Here is a 25,728-nt window from a genome sequence, read left to right on the forward strand (position 1 = left end):
GGGTGAGATCCCCAGGGGGCGTCAGGGCGTGGCTCGGGCTGCTGCGAGCGGGGCGATCAACTGGGTCGAGACCTTGGTGGGCGGCCGACCGAAAGCCTATCGCGACCTGCGTTTTCGTCTGCGCAGCAGTTCGCCCCATGAGTTGTGGCTGGTGATCGTCGATGCCTCGGCTTCTACTCGCAGGCATCGGGCCTTGAGCGATGCCAAGGGGTTGTTGGCGCAGTTGTTCGATGATGCCTATCGCCAGCGCGCGCGGCTGGCATTGTTGACGGCCAGCGGCACTCGTCCGCAGTGGCAGGTCCAAGGGCTGAAGGCCTCCAGCGGCATGGCGGGCTGGTTGGAAAACCTGGGGGCGGGCGGCGGAACGCCGTTGCTGGCAGCCTTGCGGGAGGCCGGTAGTTGGTTGGCGGTGCGACAAAAGCGTTTTGCCCAGGAACAGCAGCGGGTGCTGGTGTTGACCGATGGGCGCTTGAGGGCGTGGAGCGGCCTGGTGCCGTTCAACTGTCCGGCGTTACTGGTCGATTTGGAAAAGGGACCTGTTCGCCTGGGGCGCGCGCGGCAACTTGCGAATGAACTTGGCGCCGATTATCGGCATATTGAAATGCTTTAAGTTCAGTTACAACTATTGTGCCGGTTCGTTCGTATTCGCGGGCAAACCCCGCTCCTACAGATAGTGCGGCGTACATGAAGATGTACGTCTGACTCGGTCAATGTAGGAGCAGGGCTTGTCTGCGAGGCTTTTAACTGTCTCAGGCCGAGAAAGTCCAAGGCTGCAAGTCGTAGCCTTTCTTGCTCAATTCGGCACGAGCCTGTTCCAACAGGGATTTCAACTGCGCCAGGTTCGAGTAGTCACTGCAAGAGATCTGCCGGCGGTCGATGCTGTTGTTGGTGCGATCGACTACGGTGAGGCTCAGGTCGCCTTTGTCTTGTGCCGTCCAGGCTACGCATTGGAAAGGTTTGAATGCGTTGCCGGCCATCAGGAGTGCTTCGTTGAAACGGAGCGGGGCGTTCATGGGGTCTTCTCTCAAGTATGCCCAAACAATGTTGTAAGCCGTCGGCTGGGCGCACCGTCGCGGCTGGTCTCACTTGTACTGATGCCCGCTGGGGGGGATCAGGTCACACGGGAAATAAAGTTTTTTCGATTTTTTTTCATCGATTTCAAAAAAACCTCGGTGAGTGGACGATGAATGAGGAGATAGGTTCCCCGTTATGTATGTCATGATCAACCGGCTGTCGCCTTTATGATCAATCGGTACAAGTTCGCGTCAAGCGCTTGCTACTGTTACAACCAGATCTGCCAAATTACTGTTTCTAATAAAATTTATAATTCCGGCTCCAGGGAACAGTCATGCAAGAAGCCGCACCGCTCAGGCGTCTCCTGGTCGTTGATCCCTGCGACGACTGCCATCTGTTGCTCCCCGACCTGCGCAACATCGGCTGGGATGTCGACAGCTGCGATCTTGAAGCTGCCGTCGATCGGCCCTGCGATATTGGCCTGTTGCGCCTGCAGCCGTTCCACCTGGAGCGTCCCGAGGCGGTCAAGGACCTGATCAGTCGCAGCGGCACCGAATGGATCGCGGTACTCAGCCAGGAAGTCCTGCGGTTGCAGAACGTCGGTGACTTCGTCTGCGAGTGGTTCTTCGATTTTCATACTCTGCCCTTCGACGTTTCCCGCGTACAGGTGACATTGGGTCGCGCCTTCGGCATGGCGCGGCTGCGCGGGCAGGGCTCGGCGCCTGTGGAGCAACCCGAACACGAATTGCTCGGAGACAGCCGCTCCATCCGCGAATTGCGCAAGTTGCTGAGCAAACTGGCACCCACCGAGTCACCGGTACTGATCCGTGGGGAAAGTGGTACCGGCAAGGAACTGGTCGCGCAGACCTTGCACCGCCAGTCGCAGCGCCATGCCCGGCCCTTCGTGGCGATCAATTGCGGGGCGATTCCCGAGCACCTGATCCAGTCCGAGCTGTTCGGCCACGAGAAGGGAGCCTTTACCGGGGCGCACCAGCGCAAGGTCGGGCGCATCGAGGCGGCCAATGGCGGCACGCTGTTTCTCGACGAAATTGGTGACCTGCCGCTTGAGCTACAAGCGAACCTGCTGCGTTTTCTCCAGGAAAAACATATCGAGCGGGTCGGCGGCAGCCAGTTGATTCCGGTCGATGTGCGGGTGCTGGCAGCGACCCACGTCGATCTGGAAACCGCGATCGGCAACGGGCGTTTTCGCGAAGATCTCTATTACCGGCTGAATGTGCTGCAGGTGGTCACGGCGCCGTTGCGCGAGCGTCATGGCGACGTGCGGATGCTGGCCAACCATTTCGCCCGGTTCTACAGCCAGGAAACCGGGCGGCGGCCGCGCAGCTTCAGCGAAGAGGCCTTGGTGGCCATGGGCAACCACGGCTGGCCGGGCAACGTGCGCGAGTTGGCCAACCGGGTCCGGCGCGGCCTGGTGCTGGCCGAGGGGAGGCAGATCGAGGCCGGCGACCTGGGGTTGGCCGGCGAGCCGAGCGCGCAGGCACCGATGGGCACCCTGGAGGATTATCTCTACCAGGCTGAACGCCAGGCGTTGTGCGATGTGCTGAATCGGCATGGGAACAACATGAGTCTCGCGGCGAAGGTGTTGGGGATTTCCCGGCCGACGTTCTATCGGCTGCTGCATAAGCACCAGATTCGCTAGGTTCCCGGGCTTTCGAGGCGACTGGCGGGCTAAAGGTCGTGCGCCGCATTCGCGTCCGACACTCCCCCCGTAGGAGCAGGGCTTGCCCGCAAAAGGACCCTTGGGATCGCTAACGGCTTCAGAGAAATCCCCAGCCACAGCGAATGCCGTAGCTGAGGGCGCCAGACGGGCTCAGAAGTAGTAGGGGAATTTCAGGCTGAAGCTGAAGTCCGGGGCGTCGGGCGTCATGCCCAGGGACAGTTGTGGAACGATAGTCAGGTTCGGGGTGGCCGCGATGGTCATGCCGACGTTGAAATAGCCAGCGTTGGCATCGCTGCCGACCACGCTCTGCCAGCTTTGACCATCGGGTTTGAGTTTGCTTTTGCGTTGCACCAGGTCGGAAACGGAAAACGACATACTCATTTTTTCATTCAAGGCGAAGGCCACACCGACGCCGAACTGGAAGCTGTCGCCGATACTGACCTTGCCCGGTTGCGTGGTGCCCTGCTGGGCACTGATATCGCTGAAGGAGTCCTCGAAGTTGTGGGTGTAGGCGAGGGTACCGAACAATACGGCCGGGTCGAATGTCTTGACCAACGACAGGCCGGTGGTGAGCGCCCATACGCCGTTACCGGTGGGGAGATCTTCAGGTACGAACAGGCTGTTGCTCTTTGGCGACTGGACGAACTTGATACCGAACGGGTCCTTGCCGGTCGGGGCCTTGAGCCTGACGCTGACGACAGCGTCGGGCAGGTTTTCCGATTCATCGAGGAATTTGTAGGCCACTCCGAAGTTGACGTCGCCGAGGATCGGGTCGCGGGTCACGGTGTCTTCCACGGTCGATGCCGCGCTGCCGCCGTTGCCACCACCGGATTGATAAGTGGACTCGCGATACACGACCGGAGCGTTTATATCGAACTGCCAACGGTTCTCATAGTTGTAACGAGCCGTCAGGTCCAGTGTCCAGGTATCGGCCTTGATCCGATCAAGGTTGATCGTGCCGAGGAAGATTGAGTCCAGTGCGAGAAAACCGTTCAGGGTCAACTGCCGAGTGTCATAACGCGAATAAGTAATACCGGTTTCGAGACTGAACTTGCCATTGCCGAAAAAGCCACTGGCTTCGTTGTACAAGTCGGAAACACTCTGGGCCGGCGCCGAATCATCCTTGAGCGACTGACCATAGGATGCCCCGGAGGTGCCTGCCGCAGCACCTGGAGCATTCGCGCTGGCCCCCGCCACGGCCTGCCCCCTTCTCAAGTCGGCCGGCGACTTGACCAGGCGCTTGGGTGGCGGCGCTGCCGGTTGGTCCTCGACCTGTCGAACCCGCTGTTCCAGCACCGAAAGGGCTTGCTGCTGCTGGACATAGCGTTGCTTGAGTTCCAGAAGTTCCTGTTTCAGGGCCTCAACTTCGGCATCGGGTGCAGCTTGCAACAACGCCGCCGGAAAAAGAGTACCCACACATATAGCCGCGCGCAGAGAAAGCGATCTGTGCATGAAATAAGCCGTCCCTTACTAATTTCCAATGGTCGGAGCTGAGCGTAGTTCAGAATCCCATGTTGCGTAGTCCTTTAAGTTGGGTCAGGTTGCAATCCAGTGCGCCTGCCGTTTGCAAGTTGTTCTGCAGTACCACGTTGAGTTGGGTCATGCTGTTGACCAGATTGTGGCCGCCGAGCAGAGCGGTGGATTGCAGGACGCCTCCCTGGGCGATCTGCTGCAACGAGTTGCCCTGGTTGTTGCTGGCGGCAATGGCCATTTGAATGCCGCCGGAGACGGCGGAAACCGTGACGTTGCCCGCTGCGCTGGAGCCGGTGATGCTGCCGCCGCTGTTGAGAACCTGCCCAATCTGCTGGCCGCTGGCGGGTGCCTGGTCGGCCTCGCTGACGTTGATGGCGACATTGTTATAGGCGCTATTGCCATCGCCGGCGGCGCGGACCACCTGGGTCACGCCGGCCGATGTGTTGAAACCGTTACCGCCGACCACCGTACCGGAGCCCTGGGCGGCTGGTGAGCCGTTGCCCTGGACGCTGTAGGTCGTCACATAGAATTGCGGTTTGACGGTCGATTGCTGGATCTGCAGGCTGGTGGTTGCGCCGATGACATCGCCACTGGCGTTTTTCCAGCTGCTTTCCATCACGACGCCGAAGCTGATGATGCGTCCGGGCATGACATAACGGCCACGCAACTCGGACATTTCCTGATCCTTGATTTCGACAGGTTTGAAGGTCGAGGCCGCGTGTGCAGGCAAACAGGCGACTGCCAGGCAGCTCACGACCAGCCAGTGTGGAGTTTTCATCTATTGCTCCCGGGGCATCCTGCTCCCTAACTCGTTAGTGCACCTCAGAAAAAATCGCTCTGGATAAAGCCGAAATCCATCAGCTCGGCATCTTTGACCGGGTTGAAGGTGTCCAGCTTGTTTTTCGCCGTCAGCGGGGCCGGCGGGTCCAACAGCGCGTTGGCCTTGTCATAGCCGGGACCGACGATGGCGAACACGATGCCATTCCAGCCCTTTTCGAAGTCTGCTGCGGCGTAGCGCTTGTGGCCCAGTACCGGATCGCCGATGTACACCCAGTCCTTGTCCGCGCGCTGCATCACCACGAAATGCTTGTAGCCACGGATGTCCATCAGCACCACCACCGGGATGGTCACGCTGGGCAGCTTGTCGGGGGGAATGCGATAGCCGCGGGCGCGCATGCCGATACTCTCGACGTAACGCTTCATGTCCAGCATGGAAAAGCCGTGGGTCTTGACCAGGTTCACATCGGACGTGGTCAGCATGCCCTTGATGACTTGTTCTTCGTCGACGTCGAGCCAGTAGGCCTGGCGCAGTACCGTGGCCAACGCGGCGGCGCCGCAGCTGAAATCGGTTTTCTGCTGGACCAGGTCGGCAAAACGCCGTTCGCGAATGCTCTGCACGTTTTTGTAGATGACGCTGGCACCGGGCAGGCCAGGGACCGCCATGGTTGCAGCCTGGCTCAGTTGGCAAAGGCCGAACAGCAGGGTAAGGACGAGAATACGCATGGTCGATACGCCTTCAGGTGCGGAAAAAAGAGCCCCGTTTCCGGGGCTCTCAGTGCTGTCGCGCTTACATGCAGGCTTTGCAACCGGCGGCGATGGACAGCGAGTTGCTTTGTTGGTTGCCCACCCCGGCCGAGACGTTGATGCCAGCGTTGCCGGACATGTTGTTGGCCGAGTTGTTCAGGCTGGCGTTGTTGGTGACCACGTTTTTCCAGCCATTGGGGGTCAGCACTTGCTGGGTCCAGTAGCCGGCCAGTTCAACAGTGCCTTGTTCCTTGAAGGTGAACTTCTGGTCATCGTTGTCATGACCGCCCTTGTTGCCATAACCATGGCCATGATCGTCGTCACCCTTGATCGTGCCGGAGCCGGTGCCTTTGTAGCTGCCCTTGAGATCGATGGTGCCCTTGAGGGTTTCTTTCTCGTAGGCTTGCACACCGCTGTTGGTCACCAGCAGGCCGCTTTCGGTCTGGTTGGCGGCGGCGGCGGCGGTGGCTACACGTCCACCGGAGACGGCGATGGCCAGGTTGTTTTTCTGTTGGTTGAAGTTGCCGGCGGTGATGTTGACGCCCATGTTGCCGGAGCCGTTGTTGCCGGAGTTGTTCATCGACGCATTGTTTTGGGTCGATTGGTTGAGCACGACGTTGTTGGTATTGGTCTGGGTCGCGCTGCTGGCAGAGACTGCGGTGCCGAAGATGAAGCTTTCGTCGGCGGTGGCCAGGGCGGCGGCGTTGTCCTGTTGGTTGCCGTCACCGGCTGCAACGTTGGCGCCCATGTTGCCGCTGGAACGGTTCAGCGAGTCATTGGCGCTGGCGTTGTTCTTGGTGCCCTGGTTGATCACGGCGTTGTTGTGGCTGTACTGGGTGTCGATCACTGCGGCGCCGGCACCGGCGGTGATTTGCAGCAGGGTGCCAAGATCGGGGCCTTTCGGACCATGGTTGCCATGGCCATTGCCGTGACCGTGATCGTTGCCACCTGCCTGTGCGGCCATTGCCATGATGGCGGCCAGTGCGAAAACCAGTGGTTTGAGAGCCATTGTAGGTTTCATGGTGTATCTCCGTGCTTATTAGTTGGTTAAGTGTTGGTACTTTCTAATTGCACTGCTCGGGTCAGTCTGCGACCCGGATACTGAGGGTGTTGGCCATACGGTTCCCCACCCCCGCGCTCTGGTTCACCTGAATCACGCCCCGGCTGCCGGTGAAGGCCTGGTCGCTGGTAACGACCTGGCGGCTGCCTGGGGTGCCGGATGAACCGGAGTTGGGTAACAGCGCCACGTTCTGTTGCGACAGGGCGCTGTCATCGACGCTTTGTGGCGCAGCACTGATGCTGATCCGCACGGCGTTGATCATCTGGTTGTTGGCTCCGGCGGACTGGTTGACGCCCACCATGCCGGTGCCGTTGCTGAAAGAGTTGCCCTGGATGGCCGCCTTGGCATTGATGGCGGTGCTGGCCGGGCTGTTGAGCTTCTGGGTCAGGCTGGTCGACGCGCTGGCATGGGTGCCAATGGCGATCGCTCGGCTGTTGATTTGTTGCTGCTGGTCGCCGGCTGCCTGATTGAGCATGAGGCTGCCCTTGTATTGCTGGCCGGCGTTGTCGATCAGGGCGTTGTCGTTGGCAATCACGCCGTTGTCGGCAAGGGCCGGGAGGCTGCTGAACATCGCGAGAAAAAGCAGCGTGCGCTTCATCTTATTGCCCCTTGCCGATGGCGTTGAGAGCACCCATGCCCGCCGACAAGCCGCGATTGACCGTATTGGCGATACTGGCGCCGCTGCCACCACCGTGTCCGGCGGCCATGCCGGGCAGACCGTTGGGGTTGTTCAGGCCGGGCATGTTGTTGGTATGGGCGGTGATCACCCGGGTCACGCTTGCCCCCGTGCTGATGCCGGCGATATCGCCGTCACTCAGTTCCATGCCGTTGGTCAACGAGGTGATGCGAGCCGATGGGTTCGCATTGACTGTCGTCGGGTTGGGATCCGGGATCAGCGGTGGGCGGCCGTAGGCCTGGGGCTGTACCGTGCGATTGAGCACGATGATGCCATTTCCGTCGGCCTGGGCGGTGGGGCTCAGGAGTGAGCCGAGAGCGCAACCGATCAGCAAGATGCGGGTGAAGCCTGTTGTTGTGATGGTCGCCACGGCTTTGTTCCTTCTTCAGTACGCTGGCCCTGTTCAGCGTTGTGAAGGTAAAGAGCATTAGCCGTGCCGCTTTTTGTTTTTGCTTTTAAAACAACAGGTTGTGATTTCTGTTGGCAGGGTGACGGTTTTTGGTTGTTTCAATGATGAAACAGGTGGGGAGCAGGGGAACGGGGCATCATGGAGAAAGCCCCGTGGAATGGGGCTTTCAGACAGGTGTATCAGTGGCTTGACACATTTCTCTGTCTGGGCGCGCAAGCGTTGAATCTGTTCGCTTGCGGTGGGGCCAGGTGTTTCATGAACGGACACTTTGAGCGTCAGGCCACGGATCTGGCGCGTTTACTCGTGGAGCAGTTTCTCGACTGCGTTCATCGCCTGCTGGTGCCTGTGCGACCAATCGCCGCCGAGCACCTCGACCGGTTGCCGATGCCGGGTCAGCCAGTGCAGGCTGTCGTCGAAAAACGCCCGGCGTTCGCTCAAGTCGGGTTGGCAACGCAAGCCGTCGCCGACCCAGCCAACGCCTTCCGGGCTGAGCAGCAGGTGCAGGTCATACTGCCGGGCGAGCAGGGCGGCTTCGAGCCAGGTTGGGCAATCGCCGAACAGGGCGCGGCTCCAGAGGATGTTGCTCAACAGATGGGTGTCGAGGATCAGCAGCGACGGTTGCTTCGCCCGTGCCTCGTCTTCCCAGGCCAACTGGCCGCGAGCGATGGCGGGTATGTCGGCCAGGCAGGTATCGCGCTGCTCCCGCTCCATGAAGTGACGCACGTATTCCCCCACCAGCACGCCACCGTAGCGCTCGTACAAGGCCTCGGACAACCAGCTCTTGCCGCTGGACTCGGGGCCGGCCAGGACCACGACCTTCATGCCGGCAGCGCCGGATCGGTACGCCACTCGCGCCAGCCCTGTACGGCCAGCAGGGTGAACAGGCCATAGAGGGCGGCGGTCAGGTAGAGATCCTTGTAGATGAACAGGCCGACGAAGATCACATCGACCACGATCCATAGCAGCCAGCATTGGATGCGTTTCTGCGCCATCCACCACTGTGCGACCAGGCTGAAGGCAGTCAGCGCAGCGTCGAGCCAGGGTTGCGCGGCATCGGTCCAGGTGGCCATGGCAGCGCCGAGCAGCAGGCTGCCCAGCGCGCCGACGGCAAGCCCGGCCAGCACCGGTTGTGGGCCCAGGCGGGAAACCTGGCGGCCCTGGTGAATGACGCCGCCACGGGTCCACTGCCACCACCCATAGAGTTGCAGCACGGCGTAGACCACCTGCAACAGCATGTCCGAGTAGAGCTTCACGTCGAAGAAGATCCAGGTGTAGAGCAGCACCATGACCAGGCCGATCGGCCAGCACCAGGGGTTCTGCTTGACCGTCAGCCAGACGGAAATCGCGCCGAGCGCGGCGGCAAACAGTTCAAGCCCGGACATGGGGCACCTCTGGATCGAAAAGAAGGGGCGGATTGTACCCAGAGTGCGGAGGGGGTGGGAGGATTCTTGCGGTGGTGCAGGAACTCGTTGCTGACGCCAGCTCCCTTGTGGGAGCTGGCGCTAGCGATTCAGCAGGTACCGCCGATTGCAGTGAGTGGCCGCCTCCGGCGGTTCGCTGGCGAGCCAGCTCCAACAGGTCCTGATCAGATCCGAAACTGGCGCAGCAAGCCGCTGAGCTGCTCGCTGAGGACCTTGAGCCGGTCACTGTCGGCGCTCGACTGCTCGGCTGCCAGGGCGGTGTTGTGGGACAGGCCGGCCGCCTCGGTGACGTTCTGGTTGATGTCCTCGACCACATGGGCCTGTTGCAGGGTGGCGCTGGCGATCGAGGCATTCAGGCCATTCAGGTTGCGCAGGGCCTGGCCAATGGCCGTCAGGCTTTCGCCGGCCAGCCCGGCCTGCTCGATGGTCAGTTGCGAGGCGCGACTGCTGTCGCTGATGACCTTCACCGCAGCCTCCGAGTGGTTCTGCAGGCGTTCGATCATCGCCTGGATCTCCGCCGTGGACTTCTGCGTGCGTTGTGCCAGCAGGCGAACCTCATCGGCCACCACCGCGAAGCCGCGGCCCTGCTCCCCGGCGCGCGCGGCCTCGATGGCAGCGTTCAGGGCGAGCAGGTTGGTCTGCTCGGCGATGGCCCGGATCACTTCGAGGACGCTGCCGATCTGCGTACTTTCCGCCGCCAGGGTACGGATCACTTCCACCGCCTCGGCAATGGTGCCGGACAACTGGTCGATCTGCTGCAGGCTGTTGTCGATGTTCAACTGGCCCTGGCGGGCCTGGCCTTCGGCATCGCGTACTTCGCTGGCGGCCTGCTCGGCGTTCTTGGCGACATCCTGCACGCCGTAGGTGACCTGGTTGATCGCCGTCGCGACCATTTCCATCTGCTGCGATTGCTGCTGGCTGCGTGCCTGGGCCTCGATGGCGTTGCTACCCAGGGTGCTGGAGGACTGGCCAAGTTCGCTGGCCGACGCCTGCAGTTGGCTGACCACGCCGCGCAACTTGTTGCTGAAGGCGTTGAAGTGGCGGGCCAGTTGGGTCACTTCGTCCTGGCCGTGGGTGTCGAGCGTACGGGTCAGATCGCTTTCGCCACTGGCGATATTGGCCATGGCCTGCACGGCCTCCTGCAACGGGCTGATGATGCTGCGGCTGATCAGCAGTACCAGCACGCTCAACAGTACGGCAATCGCCAGGCCGACCAGCGAGGCGTTGCGCACCTGTGTGTAGAACTCGGCCTGTACATCATCGACATAGACGCCCGAGCCGATGATCCAGCCCCATGGCTCGAACAACTGTACGTAGGAGGTCTTCTGCACCGGGGCGCTGGCGCCCGGTTTCGGCCAGCGGTAGTCGATCATGCCGCGGCCCTTGGCCTTGGCCAAAACCACCATTTCGTTGAACAGCGCGTAGCCGTCGGGGTCCTTGATACCGGACAGGTCCTGGCCTTCAAGCTTGGGGTTGGTCGGGTGCATGACCATGAACGGGCGCAGGTCGTTGATCCAGAAGTAGTCATTCTGGTCATAACGCAACCCGCGTATCGCGCTCAGGGCCTGTTTCTGTGCCGCCTCGCGGCTGAGGGTGCCGGCAGTCTCTAGGCCATGGTAGTAGTCGAGGATACCGCTGGCGGTCTGGACCACGTGCCGGGTCTTCAGCGCCTTGGCCTGGTAGAGGTTTTCATGGGTCTGCTTGAGCATCAGCAATCCCTGGGTCAGCAGCATCGCCACCGCCAGGACCAGGATGAGCCACAAGCGCCGACTGATCGACACACTGCGCAAGCTTTTCATAAGACCACCGTTCCTTTTTTCTTGTTGTTGTCTCGCTTTGGACTCTATAGCAGCAGGTTTTGCCTGCGCTGCACAGCCTCCTTATGGCTACTATCGAGGCAGCGATAAACAGGCATGTCTGATAGGATTTCGGCCCAATCCCGGTAAACCTGAGTTGATGTTTGATTTTTCAGGCATTTTTCACGGTTTTCCGACGGACTGGGCAACAGGCTTGCCCGTGGACGCCCAGGCGGCGAGTCATGGTTTTCGATTTTGTAGGGACCTGCGGGAGCGGGCCTTGAGGGGGAGTGATGGATCTTTGGACCGCCGCACAGGCGTTGATACTGGGTATTGTCGAGGGCCTGACGGAGTTCCTGCCTATTTCCAGCACCGGGCACCAGATCATCGTCGCCGATCTGCTCGGTTTTGGCGGTGAACGGGCAATCGCCTTCAACATCATCATCCAGTTGGCCGCGATCCTTGCGGTGGTCTGGGAGTTTCGCGAGAAAATCTTCACCGTCGTCCGGGACCTGCCCAAGCAGCGCAGTGCCCAGCGTTTCACCGTCAACCTGCTGGTGGCCTTCATGCCGGCGGTGATTCTCGGGGTGCTGTTCAAGGAGGTGATCGCCACCTACCTGTTCAATCCGATCACCGTCGCGTCGGCGTTGGTGGTGGGTGGGGTGGTTATCCTTTGGGCCGAGCGTCGTGAACACACGGTGCATGCCGAAACCGTGGATGACATCCGCTGGCAGGACGCTCTGAAGGTCGGCTTCGCCCAGTGCCTGGCGATGATTCCCGGCACCTCCCGTTCCGGCGCGACCATTATCGGCGGCCTGCTGTTCGGCCTTTCACGCAAGACCGCTACCGAGTTCTCGTTCTTCCTGGCCATGCCAACCATGGTCGCCGCCGCCGTGTACTCCGGCTACGGTTTCCGTCATCAGTTCCAGATGGCGGACTTGCCGGTGTTCGCCGTCGGTTTCGTGACGTCCTTCGTGTTCGCGATGATCGCCGTGCGCGGCCTGCTGAAATTCATCGCCAGCCATAGCTATGCGGCGTTCGCCTGGTACCGGATCGTCTTCGGCCTGGTGATCCTGGCTACCTGGCAGTTCGGTTGGGTCGACTGGTCGACCAAGGGATGAAGAAGCCGAACGCGGCCGAGAGTGGCCGGCCGGTGCCAACCGGTCGAGTCCGGCAGCTCAAGCTCAAGATCGTGCTGTGGGTGCTGCTGTGTGCCTTGCCTGGCTTCGGCGCGTTGCGCCTGTGGCTGGGCACGGGAATCGGCTGGCCGCTGTGGAGCTATGGCATCGCCAGCCTGCTGGCGTTCTTTCTCTACTGGAGCGACAAGCGCAAGGCGCGTAATGACGCCTGGCGCATCCCGGAAAAGGTCCTGCATGGTGTCGAACTGCTGGGCGGCTGGCCAGGCGCGTTGCTGGCCCAGCAGGCGTTCCGGCACAAGACCCGCAAGCTGTCGTTCCAGCTGGTGTTCTGGCTGATTGTGCTGCTGCACCAGGTTTTCTGGATCGACCGGTTGTTCCTCGACGCCACCCTGGCGCACCTGTCCTTTTTATAGGGCAACGCTATAGCAGCAGGCCGACCTGGCTGCGCTTGGGCAGCTTGGCCACCACCAGTTGGTGGGAGCGACGCAACAGGTCCTGCAATTCCTCGGCGCCCAGCGGGTAGGGCGCCGTCATGGTGATCCAGAACGCCCGGGCCAGATAAGGCGCGGGGCGGATTCCAGGGCGATCGATGTGGCCGAGGAATAGCTCCTTGTCGACCTTGAATGACAAGGTGTCGCCACTCAGGTTGAGCAGCGCGAACATCTTGGTCCCGGCGACCGAAAACACCCGGACACCGCCCCATTTGTAGTCCTCCCGGGCACCGGGAAGATCGAGGCAAAAGCGTGCCACTGCTTCTGAGTCCATGGTGGATACCTTCATAGCGCCCTGTCTCCACAACCTTTGAATGCTTCGGCCAGATGATCGATCCAGGCCCGCAGGGCCGGTAGCACCCCGCGTCGATGGGGATAGACCGCCTGCAGCCAGCCACTCGGGAGTGACCATTCGGGCAGGATGCGCACGAACGTGCCGTTGGCCAGTTCTTCCTCACAGTACAGCATGGGCAGCACGGTGAAGCCCAGTCCGGCGAGGGCGCAGGCCTTGCGGACGACGAAGTCATCGACGCCCAACCGTGCCTCCAGGGCCAGCTCGCGTTTTTGCCCGTGTTCATCCAGCAGACCCAGGTGTACCAGGCGATCCGCTTCCAGGGCACCGAGCACTGGCACGTTCTTGAGATCGTCGAGGCTGTTGATCGGGTGTTCGCGCAGGAACTCCGGCGTGGCGAGCATGAAGGTCTGTGCCTGGCGCAGCCGGCGAGTGACCAGCAGCGGATCTTCGTCACCGTGTTCGCGAACCCGCAGGGCCACATCGATACCCTCGGTGATCAGGTCGACCCGGCGGTTGACCATGACCACCTCCAGTTGCACCAGCGGGTGCGCCGCGAGGAAGCTGGAGATGACCCAGGGCATGAACTCCTGGGCCAAACCGATCGGGCAGGAGACCCGCAGTCGTCCACGGGGCTCGCTGGACATGCTGGCCACGGCCTCGTCGGCCATTTCCGCCTCCAGCAGCATGGCTTGGCAATGGCGCAGGTAGCGTTCGCCCACCGCCGTCAGTTTCAACTGTCGGGTGGTGCGTTGCAGCAATCGCGCACCGAGGCGTTCTTCCAGTTCGGCGATGCGCCGTGACAGCCGTGACTTGGGAATCCCCAGCAGCCGTCCGGCGGCGGCGAAGCCCCCGGCATCCACAACCTTCGCGAAGTAGTAGAGATCGTTGAGGTCTTGCATGGCGTGAAATCCAATCGTTCTATTTATAGGACAATCTATCGCATTTGGAGCATCTAATCATTCATTCGTTATGCAGGTAGGATTATCTCAATTCGATCGCCAAGTGGCGATCCTCACTTGGAGATCCCACATGAAACTCTTGCATATCGATTCGAGCATCCTGGGCGACAACTCGGCTTCGCGCCAACTGAGCCAAAGCGTGGTCAAGGCCTGGCAGGCCGCCGAACCTTCGAGCGTGGTGACCTATCGTGACCTGGCCGCCGATGCCATCAGCCACTTCTCCAGCCTGACCCTGGCCGCCGGTGGCACCGCTGCCGAATTGCGCGATGTCGCCCAGCGTCACGAAGCCGAATTGAGCGCTTCGACCCTGGAAGAATTCCTGGCTGCCGATGCCATCGTGATCGCCGCGCCGATGTACAACTTCAGCGTACCGACCCAGCTCAAGGCCTGGATCGACCGTATCGCCGTTGCCGGCAAGACCTTCCGCTACACCGAAAATGGTCCTGAAGGCCTGGCTGGTGGCAAGAAAGTCGTGATCGTCTCGACAGCCGGTGGCCTGCATGTTGGCCTGCCAACCGGCGTGGGTCACGAAGATTACCTGAAGGTGCTGTTCGGCTTCCTCGGCATCACCGACATCGAGTTCGTCCGTGCCCACGGCCTGGGCTACGGTGAAGAGGTTCGTACCAAGGCCATGAACGACGCCCAGGCGCTGATCAGCGACACTTTGTTCGCCGCCGCGTAAAGCTTTTGTAAACGGGCAAGAAACTTCCGGTAACAAACACTAAACTCCGTACTCTGATCATGATGAATGATCGGGGTACGGAGTTTTTTGCGTCGGCCGATCAGTCTTGGCGTGGCTTGTGCAGCGGCTATACCCATAGGCGCTCTGGAAAACTGTGAAGAGTCGGTCGGGGCCGGGTTCGAGGCCTCAGTTTCAAGGAATGACAGAGATTTTGGTGTGTAATTACTCGGCAAAGGTGGGCATCCCCATGATGCGTCTTTGTGCAGTATTTCTGATTTGCCTGGCTGGCAGCCTCACCACGGTGCAGGCGGCCCCGGCTCCGGCGGCTCATTGGAGCGTGGGCTTTCATCGCCTGACGTTCCTCGATCCGCTGGATCTGCAGCCGATGAAGGCGATCGCCTTTTATCCGTCCACGGCCCGTGAGCAGTGGAGCAAGATCGGGGGCTACACCGTTCAGGCCAGCGAGGACTCGCGCATTGCCATTGGCCGCTACCCACTGCTGATGTTGTCCCATGGCAACACTGGCACGCCGCTGGCCCTGCATGACCTGGCCACCTCCCTGGCACGCAAGGGCTTTGTCGTAGTGGCGGTGCTGCATCCGGGCGACAACTACAAGGACCACAGCCGCCTGGGCACCCTGAGCAATCTCTACGGGCGGCCGATGCAGATTTCCGAAGCCATTACCGCCACCCTCGGCGACCCGATGCTGTCGCCGTTCGTCGAAGCGGAGGAGGTCGGTGTCATCGGCTATTCCGCCGGTGGCGAGACGGCGCTGATCCTTTCCGGCGCCCAGCCGAATCTTGATCGCCTGCGGCGGTACTGCCAGGAGTTTCCCGATGACAAGGACGCCTGCACCACCAAGGGTGAACTGATCGTCGACCGTGACGACCTGCAGCCGGTGGCTGATCCCCGCGTGCATGCGCTGATGCTGATGGCACCACTGGGCCTGATGTTCGGCCGGCATACCTTGGCCGACGTGCATGTGCCGGTGCTGATGTACAGCGGTGATGGCGACAAGCTGGTGTTCCCCGACAAGAATGCCGCGGCGTTGGCGCGCAAGCTGCCGGTGGCGCCGCAGTTCAAGCTGATCGCCGGGGCCGGGCACTTCGTGTTCATGGCGCCGTGCAGCGAGGAGCAATTGCACGCGACGCCGGGCCTGTGCACCGACCCCGAGGGTGTCAATCGTGCGGATATCCACCGCGACCTGATCTCCGAGGCCGGGCGCTTCTTCAGCAAGACCCTCAGCGTGCCGAACCGCGGCGGCATGCAGACCGCCGATCAGTGACTCACGGCGTCGTCGGGCGCCGTGCCAGCAGCACGGTGACCGACAGGCCGATGATCGACAGCAGCGCCGCGCAGCAGAAAATCCATGAATACCCCAGGTTCAAGGCCACCGCGCCCATGAGTGGCCCGGCGATCGCCAGTGCCAGGTCGAAAAACACCGCGTAGGCGCTCAAGCCCGCGCCACGGCTGGTGGTGGGCACCTGCCGGATGGCTTCCACGCCAATGGCCGGATACACCAGCGACAGGCCGAATCCGGCCAGTCCGGCGCCAGCCAGGGCCACGCTGGTGGACGGCGAGAGCCACAGCAGGATCAGCCCCAGGGTCTCGATGCTCATGCAGGCAATGGCGACCTTGAAACCGCCGAAGCGGTTGATGCTGCCAATGAAGAACAGGCGGGCGAGGATGAAACAGCTGCCGAATACCGTCAGGCAGTAGGCGGCGCCAGTCCAGCCTCGGCTGAGATAGAACAGGGTGATGAAAGTGGTCAGGGTGCCGTAGCCGATCGAGGCCAGGGTCAGGCTGGCGCCGTAGGGCGCGATGCGGCCGAACACCGCCCAGAATGGCAGGCGCTCCCCACGGATCACCGGCACCGAAGGCTTGTTGCGGATCAGCAGCAGGGCGCCAGCGGCCAACAGCGACAGGGCGATGCCGAGGCTGGCGAAACCGTAGTCGGCAACCATCAACACCCCCAGTGGCGCGCCAATGGCAATGGCACCGTAGGAGGCGATACCGTTCCAGGAAATCACCCGCGCGGTCTGGTCGGCACCGACCTGGCCGATGCCCCAGCTGATGGTGCCGACGCCGATCAGGCCCTGGGCGATGCCCAGCAACAGGCGGCCGACAATCAGGATGACCAGGCTCAGCAACGGCAGGTGTTGCACCAGTGTTGACAGCAGGGTCAGCCCACCACTGAGGAAAATCCCCAGCAGGCCATAGATGATCGTGCGCTTGGTGCCGACGCCGTCGGCCATGCGTCCGGCCATGGGCCGGCTGAGCAGGGTGGCCAGGTACTGCGAACCGATGGTCAGGCCGGCGATCACCGCACTGAAACCCAACTGTTCATGTACATAGCCGGGTAGCACCGCGATCGGCAGGCCGATGCAGAGAAAGGCGATGAACGTGTAGAAAACGATGGAGACGATTTGCAGGGTGACGGTCAGGTTGCCGGGCTGGCGGGGCGGTTGCTGGGCAGACATGGAGGCTCGTTCGCGGGCGGGCGGTTGGAGAGCTTCATCATGGCGGGATGGCAGGATAAAGGAAAGCAGGCTAACTAATTTTTTGAGGCTTGAGGCTAATGCTTGAGGTTCAAGGTTCAAGGTTCAATGCTGATGCCTGAGATGAGTGAGTTTGTGGCGAGCGGGCTTGCCCGCGCTGAGCTGCAAGGCAGCCCCGACCCCTATGTCCCGGTGTTTCCAGGCGGGGCGCGGTCGCCGGTTTCAGGGGGGCTTTGCCCCCCAGCGCGGGCAAGCCCGCTCACCACAAGCCCGCTTGCTACTGTCTCAGCTCTTAGAACACCACGCCCTGGCTGCGCAGGTAGTCGTCGTAGGTGCCGCTGAAGTCGACCACGCCGGTTGGGCTCAGTTCGATGATGCGGGTCGCCAGGGACGAAACGAACTCGCGGTCGTGGCTGACGAAGATCAGCGTGCCCGGGTAGTTTTCCAGCGCCAGGTTGAGGGCTTCGATGGATTCCATGTCCAGGTGGTTGGTCGGTTCGTCCATCACCAGTACGTTGGGCTTTTGCAGGATCAGCTTGCCGAACAGCATGCGGCCCTGTTCACCACCGGAAATCACCTTGACCGACTTGAGAATCTCGTCGTTGGAGAACAGCATGCGGCCCAGTGTGCCGCGAATCACTTGTTCGCCCTGGGTCCACTGGCCCATCCAGTCGAACAGGCTGACATCTTCCTCGAAGTCGTGGGCATGGTCCTGGGCGTAGTAGCCCAGCTCCGCGCTCTCGGTCCACTTCACGCTGCCAGCATCCGGAGTCAGCTCACCGACCAGGGTGCGCAGCAGGGTGGTCTTGCCGATACCGTTCGGGCCGATGATCGCCACGCGCTCGCCGGCTTCGACGGTGAAGCTGAAGTTCTTGAACAGGGTCTTGCCGTCGAAACCCTTGGACATGTTCTCCAGGGTCACGGCCTGGCGGTGCAGCTTCTTGGTCTGTTCGAAGCGGATGAACGGGCTGACGCGGCTCGATGGCTTGACTTCGGCCAGCTGGATCTTGTCGATCTGCTTGGCACGGGAAGTGGCCTGCTTGGCTTTCGAGGCGTTGGCCGAGAAGCGGCTGACGAAGGTCTGCAGCTCGGCGATCTGGGCTTTCTTCTTGGCGTTGTCCGACAGCAGTTGCTCGCGCGACTGGGTCGCGGCGGTCATGTACTCGTCGTAGTTGCCGGGGAACAGGCGCAGTTCGCCGTAGTCCAGGTCGGCCATGTGGGTGCAGACGCTGTTCAGGAAGTGCCGGTCGTGGGAGATGATGATCATCAGGCTGTTACGCTGGGTCAGGATGTTCTCCAGCCAGCGGATGGTGTTGATGTCCAGGTGGTTGGTCGGTTCGTCGAGCAACAGCACTTCCGGATCGGAAAACAGTGCCTGGGCCAGCAACACCCGCAGTTTCCAGCCGGGTGCGACTTCACTCATCGGGCCGAAGTGCTGTTCCAGTGGAATGCCCAGACCCATCAGCAGCTCGCCGGCACGGGATTCGGCGGTGTAGCCGTCCATTTCTGCGAACTCGGTTTCCAGCTCGGCGACGGCCATGCCGTCTTCCTCGGTCATTTCCGGCAGCGAGTAGATGCGATCGCGCTCGGCCTTGACCTTCCACAGCTCCTCGTGACCCATGATCACGGTGTCGATCACGCTGAATTCTTCGTAGGCGAACTGGTCCTGGCGCAGTTTACCCAGGCGCACGTTCGGCTCCAGCATGACCTGGCCGGCGGACGGCTCGAGATCGCCGCCGAGGATTTTCATGAACGTCGACTTGCCGCAACCGTTGGCGCCGATCAGGCCGTAGCGGTTGCCGCTGCCGAATTTGACCGAAACGTTCTCGAATAGCGGCTTGGCGCCGAACTGCATCGTGATGTTAGCTGTGGAGATCAATTACTTTACCTATCAATAGCTTATGTTGCTGAAAAGCCCGGTAGGTGTCGATTCGATACCCATTTTGAGCTTTCCGGCTCGCTCCAGGCGGAGCCAGAGTTGAGCCAACGCGCGCAGGCCGACAGCAGCATCTGCATGCTGTGACCCTACGGTTGGGCGATAAATGCGGGATTGAGGCCAGACATTGAGCCCATTGTCGCATAAGTAGGCCGGCAGTTCATTGCCGCGAACTCATTGATCAGCAGAAACTTGAGGGCAGACCGGATCGAAGCCAAGGCCGGTCAGTGGCACTGTAGCGGTCCATGCCCCTGCAGGTTGGCAAAAAAGATACAACCGATCAGGCGCGCGAACAGTCCGAGTGTTTCTCCGACATCAGGGTCTTCAAGCGGCACCGAGCGGGAGTCCAATGCGCACAAGGCGCCGTACATCCTGCCATCCGGAAGAAAGATCGGTACGCCCGCGTAGCTTTCCAGCTCGAAGCGTTTCACGATGGGCCGGAGGGCAAAGCGCTCATGTTTGCTGATCTGGGGGATCAGCAGCGCTTGCGGATTGCGCTTGAATTCGTTGCAGATGGTGGTTTCGACCAGGGCGCATTCACCGGGCTCGATTCCGAGGTTGTCCGGGTCGTACACGGAACAGGTGACCCACTCGGTATCGGTGAACTTCGCGATGGCGGCGAATCGCATCTGGGTCACTCGGGTAACCAGGCGCAGCACGCTGGTGCTCGCCTCGATCTCGGCAATGGCCGCGCGTTCTTCGGCGGACAGGAACTCATGGGGTTCCATCGAGCGGTTGTGCATGGGGCACTCTCCACATTTGGGTGTGATGTGCTCATCATCCGGAAAGGTGGCGGTGCCCGCCGATGTCGCCAGCTTGGCGTTTCTCGGTGGTTCCAGCATGTTTGCGGCGATAAATGTCGTAATGCCATCATCCTGCTGGAGTCGGCTGCCCAATACAACCCCGATGGGCATGCTTGAGCTGTTGGGTCATGCCCCATGCGACGTACGGACAGTTCATCGGCGCCGACCGGGTGTATGGTGGCCTGGCAATACCTCGGATGTTTGATGCAATGGAGGTGACTATGAGTGTTCCCCAGCTCTTGAAAACCCATGTCAACGGCTATGACGTGATCCGTGTCGGCGGTGGCCCGTGGAAGGTCTGTACCGAAACCGATCGGCTCAGTTCATTCCAAACCCGGGAAGAAGCGATGGCCTACGCGGTATCGCTGCCGCTGCACAAGGTACGTCAATCCGCCTAGTCATCGGCGATGCTCCCGGGGAAAGTTCCCCGGGAGTTCAGGCACTACCAGTCCAGCCTGACGCCCAGGGTGGCCGAAAGGCTTTCCTGCTGGCGGCTGTCGATATGGCTGGCGTAGTCGACGCCACCATACACGCTCAAATCGCGGCCTAGCCGGGCCAGCACGCCGCTGCCCAATTCCACGCTGCTGGCGCGGTGGTCGGTCCTGATCGGGTAGCCGTCGAAGCTCAGGGTGTCGCGGCCGCCAAAGGTGTGCCACAGGTTGGCACGCACATAGGGCTCCAGGGGCACCTGGCCAACCTTCAGGGTGTTCTTGATGCGGGCGCCAAGGCGGCCCTTGAAATAGTCCTGCGAGTCCGGCCTGACCTGCGAAATGCCATCGTTGTCGTTGTCCAGGAAAACCTTCTGGATGATGAGCTGCACCTGGGGTTCGAGCACCCAGCCGGCGGCCAGCGGGTAGGGGTAGCCGCCTTCGAGCGAGAAGCTCAGGCCGTGGCCGGCAATATCGAATTTCAACTGGCGATCGGAGTGGGCGCTGCCGTGGTAGCGGCTGCCCATGGCCAACGCGTCGAGGTAGGCGTCGTTGGGGGTTATCAGGCTCCAGTAGGCTCCGAGGCTGTCGCTGTCGATCTGCAGGCTACCGGCCCGACTGTCCTGGAAACCGTCGACGAAGCCCCGCGCACTGCCGTGGAGCCGGGCATGGCTGACAAACAGTCCGGCCTTGTAACGGTTGCCGCCGTCATCGCTGGTCGAGTACAGGTCGTGCCCGGCCTGGAGTCCCCAGTACCGGCCATTCAGGCTCGGAGCGACGTCGCCCGACCAGCCCTGGCGCACCTGGCTGGCGAACGTGCGAAGCCAGCCGGCGTTGCCCTGGTCGTTGGCCTTGAGCAGCGCCTGCTCACCCTGGCGCTGGTGAAAGTTGCCCAGGGTTGCCTGGTCCAGCAGGGCGGCGGCGGGGCCGACCAACGCGTCGACGGCGACTTCGGGCCGATAGAAGGGAATGGTTTCGCCAGGCTCCGGGTCCGGCAGCAGCGGGCCTCCCGGTTCCGGCAGCGGGGTGACCGGACCTTCCGGCTCGGGCAATGGCACTACCGGGCCTGTCACGCTGGAGCGCAGATACCAGTTGTTCTGGGTGCCGGCAGTGACGCCGCCCTTGTACAGGAAGTAATCGAATGGCCCGGCCGAGACCGTGCCGCCGAGATGAAACGCGCCGTCGCTGCTGCTCGCGCCTTGGTTGGCCTCCACCACCTGGATGCCATTCTGCAGGGTTTCGGCGCCGCTGCCGCCGAGGTTGGTGACGTTGATCACGGTGCTGCCCGAGAGACTGCCGCGCGACACCACCAGCCGGTCCGAGGGCGAATTGTCGCCGGCGAGGACACTGTGCAGGTTGAGGCTGCCACCGTTACCGGCATAGTTGCCGATGACCGTCAGCCGGTCGGAGGCCTGGGCACCGCCGGTGGTCAGGTAGATCGTGCCGCTGTTGTTCAGGGTGGCGTTCTGGCTGCCGTCGAAGGCCCTGATCAAGCCGGTGCTGCTGCTCAGGCTGCTACTGGCATCGATGTCCAGGTGGCCGCTGCCCGTGCCGCTGTCACCCAGCACCAGGCTGTCGTTTAGGGTCATCGCCGAGTGGTTGGTCAGTGCCACGGATTCCCAGTGCACATAGCGCCCTCCGGTGCCCGGGCTGCTGTTTTCGAAGACCAGGTTGTCGTTGCCCAGGCCGCCATCGAGCGAAGGTGTGCTGGAGAGCGTGGCTTCCGGGAGGTTCTGGATCAGCGCCCGATCGTTGCCGGCGCCCATGAGGATGGCGCCATGGATGATGCCGGCATCGCGCCAGTTGAAAAAGTCGTCGCCGCTGCTGGTGTGGATTTCGCCATAGACCGTGCCGTCGCTCATCAATACCTGGTTGTTGCCACCCGATGTGACGATGTCGGCGGACTGGGTCACGCTGCCAATGGTGCCGCCGGTAACCATGACCACGTCATTGGCGCCTGTGCTGACCAGGTTGCCGAGGATGGCGCCACCTTGCAGTTGAAAGCGGTTGTTGTCGTTGATCAGGTCGACCTGGCCTATCGAACCGCCGCTCATGGTTGCCTGGGCGCTACCGGTGAGGGTGCCGCGGATGATCCCGCCACTCATGTTGAAGCGGTTGTTGCCGCTGCCCAGGTCAAGGTTGCCGTCGAGGGTGCCGCTGGCGATCGTTGCACTGTCGTTGCCGTTGCCGAATATCACGTTGCCAGTAATGGTCCCGGTGCCCGGATACGGCATGTCCAGGCTGTTGTTGCCCTGGAGATCGACAACTCCGGGGGCGGTGCCGCTGTCGCAGACGAAGTGGTCGTCGCCGGCCGTCGGGTTCAGGTCGCAGGCGGCACGGGAATCCTGCAGTACCAGCATCAGCAGGGGCAGGGCGCAGCAACTGGCGAGTGGGCGTCGGGTCATTGCGTTCATCCTTGATAAAGGACAGGGCAAAGTCACCACGACGCATCCCCAGGGCCCCATGCGCTGGGAATGGGTGTTGTTGCTGGGGTTATAGCGGAAAAAATCCGCCGGGATAACTATCAGGAATGACAGGTTATGTGTGGGGCAAAAGGGCGTAGGCTGGAGGGTTTGAACGGGAGACTTCGCGGATAGCGAACCGGAAGGGGCCTGAAGCATTCTGTCATATGAAATTTTCCTCAGGTTCGAACCCTGGCACTAGGGTGTTATCAGAGTAGGGTGGGATATCCGCAATCACCTGATGAACCCGATCTGCAGGAGAGGCCTCATGAACAGACGCGCACTTGGCCTGGCCCCGCTGCTGGCAGCCGGTTTGCTGGCCTTCGCCATTACCGCAAGCGCTGCGCCGCTGGATGGGACCGGGCCGGTTCCGTTGCAGTTGGCGCAGAACCTGCCCAACAGCGACAACCCCTACAACAGCCCGATCCGCCGCGCGAACCCGAACAGCCGCCAGGGTTCCGAACCCAGCACACCGCCCGTGCGCGGTCCCAATACCCAGCCCACGCCACGCCCTTCGACCATCGAGAATGGCGCTATCGGCAACGGCTATCCGCGCCAGCAGCAGGCACCGAAGGCCGTGCCTATCCAGCCGGGCACCCGCAGCCCGAACACGCAGCGTTGATCGTTGCCGTGGCCCTTCTTTATCTCCATAAGGAACTGTCCATGTTACACAGAAAACTGATGGCCACCCTGTGCGTCGGCGCGCTCCTGAGCCTGCCATTGCAGCAGGCCCTGGCCGCGCCGCAGACCTCCAGCTCCGAGCTGGGCCCGGTGACCACCACCGAAATCGTGGGCGGCCTCAAGCACCCCTGGGCCCTGGCATTCCTGCCGGACAGGCAGGGCATGCTGGTAACCGAGCGGCCGGGCAACCTGCGGGTGGTAGGTGCCGATGGCAAGCTGTCGGCCCCGCTGGGCGGTGTGCCCCAGGTCTGGGCCAAGGGCCAGGGCGGCTTGCTCGACGTGGTGCTGTCGCCATCCTTCAAGGAAGACCGCCTGGTCTACCTGTCCTACGCCGAGGGCGGTGGCGAAGGCGGCAAGGCCGGTACGGCGGTGGGGCGCGGGCGGTTGTCGGCGGATCTGCAACGGCTGGAGGACTTCAAGGTGATCTTCCGCCAGGAGCCCAAGCTGTCGACCGGCAACCACTTCGGCTCGCGGCTGGTGTTCGACCGTGACGGCTATCTGTTCATCGCCCTGGGCGAGAACAACGAGCGACCGACCGCCCAGGACCTCGACAAGCTGCAAGGCAAGGTGGTGCGGATCTTCCCCGATGGCCGAGTCCCCGACGACAACCCCTTTGTCGGCCAACAGGGCGTACGCCCGGAAATCTGGTCCTATGGACATCGCAACCAGCAGGGCGCAGCGCTCAATCCCTGGACCGGCACCCTGTGGACCCACGAACATGGGCCCCGTGGCGGTGACGAGATCAATATCATCGAGCGTGGCAAGAACTACGGCTGGCCGCTGGCGACCCATGGCATCAACTACTCGCTGCTGCCCATCCCCGAGGCCCAGGGCAAGATAGTCAAGGGCACCGTGGCACCCCATCATGTCTGGGAAAAATCCCCGGGCTTGAGCGGCATGGCCTTCTATGACGGCGACCGTTTCCCGAAATGGCAGCACAACCTGTTCATCGGTGCGTTGGCCGCCGAGGAGCTGATCCGCCTGCAGTTCGATGGCGACAAGGTCGTCCACGAAGAGCGGCTGCTCAGCGGCCTGAAGTCGCGGATACGCGACGTCCGCCAGGGGCCGGACGGTTACCTGTATGTGCTGACCGATGCCGAGGACGGCGGGCTCTACAAGGTGGGTCTGGAGTAGAGGATCACCGCGGCCCGCAGCTTGCGGTGGCCGAAGGCGCTCATCTTGTCGAACTCCCCGCGGCTCACCGGCAGGTGCTGACAGTCCAGGGGCTGGCGATGCTGGCTATGGTCGACATCCGGGTCATGCAGGTAGACGAACTCTTCGTCACAGTCTGTGACGATCACCCAGTGGGGTGCCTTGGAACGGGTCAGGCGGTAGTTGCTGATCAAGACCAGCGGCTTGCCGCCGGCGGCCAGCAGTTGCGGCAGGTCGAGGGTGTTGCCAACGATCTGCTCGACGTCGGTTTCTTGCAACGCCTCTTCAAAACCGTCATGCACCAGGCGCATGACGGTTTTTTTATGCTCGCTGCGCACGCCGTCGAGCAGTAGCGGGCCGTCGATGCTCACTTGCTGACGTACCGCGAAACCGCGGCGCCAGGCCGCCAATGCCAGGCCCTGGGGGCTGCAGCCACCATGCCCGGAGGTCATGAAGATGGTGGTCGCCTCGCGCCAGATCTGTACTTCCTCGCGCCGCGTGGCCTGGCGCTCAGGTTGCAGAGCGGCCATTGCCATCAAAAGGCAGGCCGGACCGCAGGTGAACTCGGTGGTCTGGGCATAGTAGGGCACCTGGGCCTCGCGCCTGGCCGGATGTTGCAGGATGCGCTTTTCCAGGCGCAACGCATCGGCGTGGTCTTCGTAGTAGTCGTTGATCATGCCGAAGCGCCTGTAGCCGTTGTGTTCGTAGAGGGCGATCGCCGCGCCGTTGTCGGTGCGTACCTCCAGCCGCAGGTAGGCACAGTCGTGCTCCAGGGCACAGGCTTCGCTGTGTTGCAGCAGTTGCCTGCCCAAGCCGATACCGCGGGCATGGGGCGCGATCGCAATTGAATACAGGCGCGCCAGGGAGGTTCCCCGGTGAAACAGCAGCAGGGCATAACCGGCCAGTTGGCCGTCAGGCTGCTGGGTGACGATCAGCCGGGCATGGGCCCGGCTGATCATCCAGTGAAAACTGCGTGCAGTCAGCCGATCACCGGTGAAGCAGTGTGCCTCGAGTTGCAGCAGGGCGGGCAGGTCATCGGTTGTGGCAGGGCGAAAGACGAGATCCATATAACCACCGTAAAAGTTGCGTAACGAAACGGGACTTTCCCGAAAGTTGGTGCTTAATAGAAAGTGTCTTGTTCAACGGAT

The 25,728-nt window shown here is 61.9% G+C and carries 26 protein-coding genes; 9 read left to right on the top strand and 17 right to left on the bottom strand.

The genetic code is table 11. The annotated features are described in order from the left end of the window. Positions 1-28: 28 nt before the first annotated feature. Complete coding sequence (locus AC6I6U_RS18155; protein ID WP_497877413.1) at positions 29-610, top strand: vWA domain-containing protein; 582 nt, start codon at positions 29-31, stop codon at positions 608-610. Positions 611-749: 139 nt separating this feature from the next. On the opposite strand, the gene AC6I6U_RS18160 is transcribed toward AC6I6U_RS18155, so the two are convergent. After that, positions 750-1,013 (bottom strand): hypothetical protein, encoded by a 264-nt coding sequence (locus tag AC6I6U_RS18160; RefSeq protein ID WP_497877414.1) that lies wholly within the window; start codon positions 1,011-1,013, stop codon positions 750-752. Positions 1,014-1,348: 335 nt separating this feature from the next. Here AC6I6U_RS18160 and AC6I6U_RS18165 point away from each other — a divergent pair, with 335 nt between their 5' ends. Continuing rightward, complete coding sequence (locus tag AC6I6U_RS18165; RefSeq protein WP_497877415.1) at positions 1,349-2,674, top strand: sigma-54 dependent transcriptional regulator; 1,326 nt, start codon at positions 1,349-1,351, stop codon at positions 2,672-2,674. A 171-nt stretch (positions 2,675-2,845) separates the two neighbouring features. Here AC6I6U_RS18165 and fapF read toward each other — a convergent pair whose 3' ends face one another. From fapF to AC6I6U_RS18210, 9 genes are all read right to left on the bottom strand, one after another. After that, a complete protein-coding gene (fapF, locus tag AC6I6U_RS18170) occupies positions 2,846-4,147 on the bottom strand; it encodes a fibril amyloid transporter FapF (protein WP_497877416.1) in 1,302 nt (433 codons plus the stop codon). Between the two features lie 49 nt (positions 4,148-4,196). Continuing rightward, positions 4,197-4,946: a fibril amyloid subunit FapE gene (fapE, locus tag AC6I6U_RS18175; RefSeq protein WP_497877417.1), complete on the bottom strand. Its 750-nt coding sequence runs from the start codon at positions 4,944-4,946 to the stop codon at positions 4,197-4,199. Between the two features lie 44 nt (positions 4,947-4,990). Then, the gene (gene fapD / locus AC6I6U_RS18180; protein ID WP_497877418.1) at positions 4,991-5,671 is read right to left on the bottom strand and encodes a fibril amyloid maturation endopeptidase FapD; all 681 of its coding nucleotides are present in this window, start codon (positions 5,669-5,671) and stop codon (positions 4,991-4,993) included. A gap of 64 nt (positions 5,672-5,735) precedes the next feature. Next, positions 5,736-6,713 (bottom strand): amyloid-like fimbrin subunit FapC, encoded by a 978-nt coding sequence (gene fapC / locus AC6I6U_RS18185; RefSeq protein WP_497877419.1) that lies wholly within the window; start codon positions 6,711-6,713, stop codon positions 5,736-5,738. Positions 6,714-6,774: 61 nt separating this feature from the next. Then, a complete protein-coding gene (gene fapB, locus AC6I6U_RS18190; protein WP_497877420.1) occupies positions 6,775-7,350 on the bottom strand; it encodes a fibril amyloid subunit FapB in 576 nt (191 codons plus the stop codon). Between the two features lies 1 nt (position 7,351). After that, positions 7,352-7,798: a functional amyloid chaperone FapA gene (gene fapA / locus AC6I6U_RS18195; RefSeq protein WP_497877421.1), complete on the bottom strand. Its 447-nt coding sequence runs from the start codon at positions 7,796-7,798 to the stop codon at positions 7,352-7,354. Positions 7,799-8,134: 336 nt separating this feature from the next. Next, a complete protein-coding gene (locus tag AC6I6U_RS18200) occupies positions 8,135-8,659 on the bottom strand; it encodes an AAA family ATPase (RefSeq protein ID WP_497877422.1) in 525 nt (174 codons plus the stop codon). After that, positions 8,656-9,219 carry a nicotinamide riboside transporter PnuC gene (gene pnuC, locus AC6I6U_RS18205; RefSeq protein ID WP_497877423.1) on the bottom strand — a complete coding sequence of 188 codons (564 nt, stop codon included), beginning with the start codon at positions 9,217-9,219 and terminating at the stop codon, positions 8,656-8,658. The genes AC6I6U_RS18200 and pnuC overlap by 4 nt, the downstream gene beginning before the upstream one ends. Before the next feature lie 203 nt (positions 9,220-9,422). Continuing rightward, positions 9,423-11,057: a methyl-accepting chemotaxis protein gene (locus tag AC6I6U_RS18210; RefSeq protein ID WP_497877424.1), complete on the bottom strand. Its 1,635-nt coding sequence runs from the start codon at positions 11,055-11,057 to the stop codon at positions 9,423-9,425. A gap of 290 nt (positions 11,058-11,347) precedes the next feature. Here AC6I6U_RS18210 and AC6I6U_RS18215 point away from each other — a divergent pair, with 290 nt between their 5' ends. Next, complete coding sequence (locus tag AC6I6U_RS18215; RefSeq protein ID WP_497877425.1) at positions 11,348-12,175, top strand: undecaprenyl-diphosphate phosphatase; 828 nt, start codon at positions 11,348-11,350, stop codon at positions 12,173-12,175. Next, entirely contained in the window at positions 12,172-12,606 is a 435-nt protein-coding gene (locus AC6I6U_RS18220; RefSeq protein ID WP_497877426.1) for a DUF1294 domain-containing protein, read from the top strand. Before AC6I6U_RS18215 ends, AC6I6U_RS18220 begins: the two co-directional genes overlap by 4 nt. Before the next feature lie 7 nt (positions 12,607-12,613). On the opposite strand, the gene AC6I6U_RS18225 is transcribed toward AC6I6U_RS18220, so the two are convergent. Continuing rightward, a complete protein-coding gene (locus AC6I6U_RS18225; RefSeq protein ID WP_497877427.1) occupies positions 12,614-12,958 on the bottom strand; it encodes an MmcQ/YjbR family DNA-binding protein in 345 nt (114 codons plus the stop codon). 11 nt (positions 12,959-12,969) lie between these two features. Further along, positions 12,970-13,878, bottom strand: coding sequence for a LysR substrate-binding domain-containing protein (locus AC6I6U_RS18230; protein ID WP_497877428.1), 909 nt, complete (start codon positions 13,876-13,878; stop codon positions 12,970-12,972). Positions 13,879-14,008: 130 nt separating this feature from the next. Between AC6I6U_RS18230 and AC6I6U_RS18235 the strand changes: the two genes are divergently transcribed. Beyond that, positions 14,009-14,620, top strand: a complete 612-nt coding sequence (locus tag AC6I6U_RS18235; RefSeq protein ID WP_497877429.1) for an FMN-dependent NADH-azoreductase — start codon at positions 14,009-14,011, stop codon at positions 14,618-14,620. A 247-nt stretch (positions 14,621-14,867) separates the two neighbouring features. After that, positions 14,868-15,905 (top strand): alpha/beta hydrolase family protein, encoded by a 1,038-nt coding sequence (locus AC6I6U_RS18240; protein WP_497877430.1) that lies wholly within the window; start codon positions 14,868-14,870, stop codon positions 15,903-15,905. A 1-nt stretch (position 15,906) separates the two neighbouring features. Here AC6I6U_RS18240 and AC6I6U_RS18245 read toward each other — a convergent pair whose 3' ends face one another. The 3 genes from AC6I6U_RS18245 to AC6I6U_RS18255 all read right to left on the bottom strand — a co-directional run bounded on the left by AC6I6U_RS18245 (position 15,907) and on the right by AC6I6U_RS18255 (position 19,797). Beyond that, the gene (locus tag AC6I6U_RS18245) at positions 15,907-17,100 is read right to left on the bottom strand and encodes an MFS transporter (RefSeq protein ID WP_497877431.1); all 1,194 of its coding nucleotides are present in this window, start codon (positions 17,098-17,100) and stop codon (positions 15,907-15,909) included. Between the two features lie 310 nt (positions 17,101-17,410). Further along, positions 17,411-18,997, bottom strand: a complete 1,587-nt coding sequence (locus AC6I6U_RS18250) for an ABC-F family ATPase (protein ID WP_497877432.1) — start codon at positions 18,995-18,997, stop codon at positions 17,411-17,413. 281 nt (positions 18,998-19,278) lie between these two features. Continuing rightward, on the bottom strand, positions 19,279-19,797 hold the full coding sequence (locus AC6I6U_RS18255; protein WP_497883056.1) for a GAF domain-containing protein: 519 nt from the start codon (positions 19,795-19,797) through the stop codon (positions 19,279-19,281). 281 nt (positions 19,798-20,078) lie between these two features. Between AC6I6U_RS18255 and AC6I6U_RS18260 the strand changes: the two genes are divergently transcribed. After that, the gene (locus tag AC6I6U_RS18260; protein ID WP_497877433.1) at positions 20,079-20,255 is read left to right on the top strand and encodes a DUF2188 domain-containing protein; all 177 of its coding nucleotides are present in this window, start codon (positions 20,079-20,081) and stop codon (positions 20,253-20,255) included. Positions 20,256-20,299: 44 nt separating this feature from the next. On the opposite strand, the gene AC6I6U_RS18265 is transcribed toward AC6I6U_RS18260, so the two are convergent. Then, on the bottom strand, positions 20,300-22,690 hold the full coding sequence (locus tag AC6I6U_RS18265; protein ID WP_497877434.1) for an autotransporter family protein: 2,391 nt from the start codon (positions 22,688-22,690) through the stop codon (positions 20,300-20,302). A 325-nt stretch (positions 22,691-23,015) separates the two neighbouring features. On the opposite strand from AC6I6U_RS18265, the gene AC6I6U_RS18270 reads away from it, so the two are divergent. Both AC6I6U_RS18270 and AC6I6U_RS18275 read left to right on the top strand, forming a co-directional pair. Beyond that, complete coding sequence (locus AC6I6U_RS18270) at positions 23,016-23,369, top strand: hypothetical protein (RefSeq protein ID WP_497877435.1); 354 nt, start codon at positions 23,016-23,018, stop codon at positions 23,367-23,369. A gap of 41 nt (positions 23,370-23,410) precedes the next feature. After that, the gene (locus AC6I6U_RS18275; RefSeq protein ID WP_497877436.1) at positions 23,411-24,562 is read left to right on the top strand and encodes a PQQ-dependent sugar dehydrogenase; all 1,152 of its coding nucleotides are present in this window, start codon (positions 23,411-23,413) and stop codon (positions 24,560-24,562) included. On the opposite strand, the gene AC6I6U_RS18280 is transcribed toward AC6I6U_RS18275, so the two are convergent. Continuing rightward, complete coding sequence (locus AC6I6U_RS18280) at positions 24,541-25,647, bottom strand: peptidase C39 family protein (protein ID WP_497877437.1); 1,107 nt, start codon at positions 25,645-25,647, stop codon at positions 24,541-24,543. The two genes, AC6I6U_RS18275 and AC6I6U_RS18280, sit on opposite strands and share 22 nt — an antisense overlap. Positions 25,648-25,728: the final 81 nt, after the last annotated feature.

The organism is Pseudomonas sp. UTLPPB19802, from assembly GCF_059730225.1.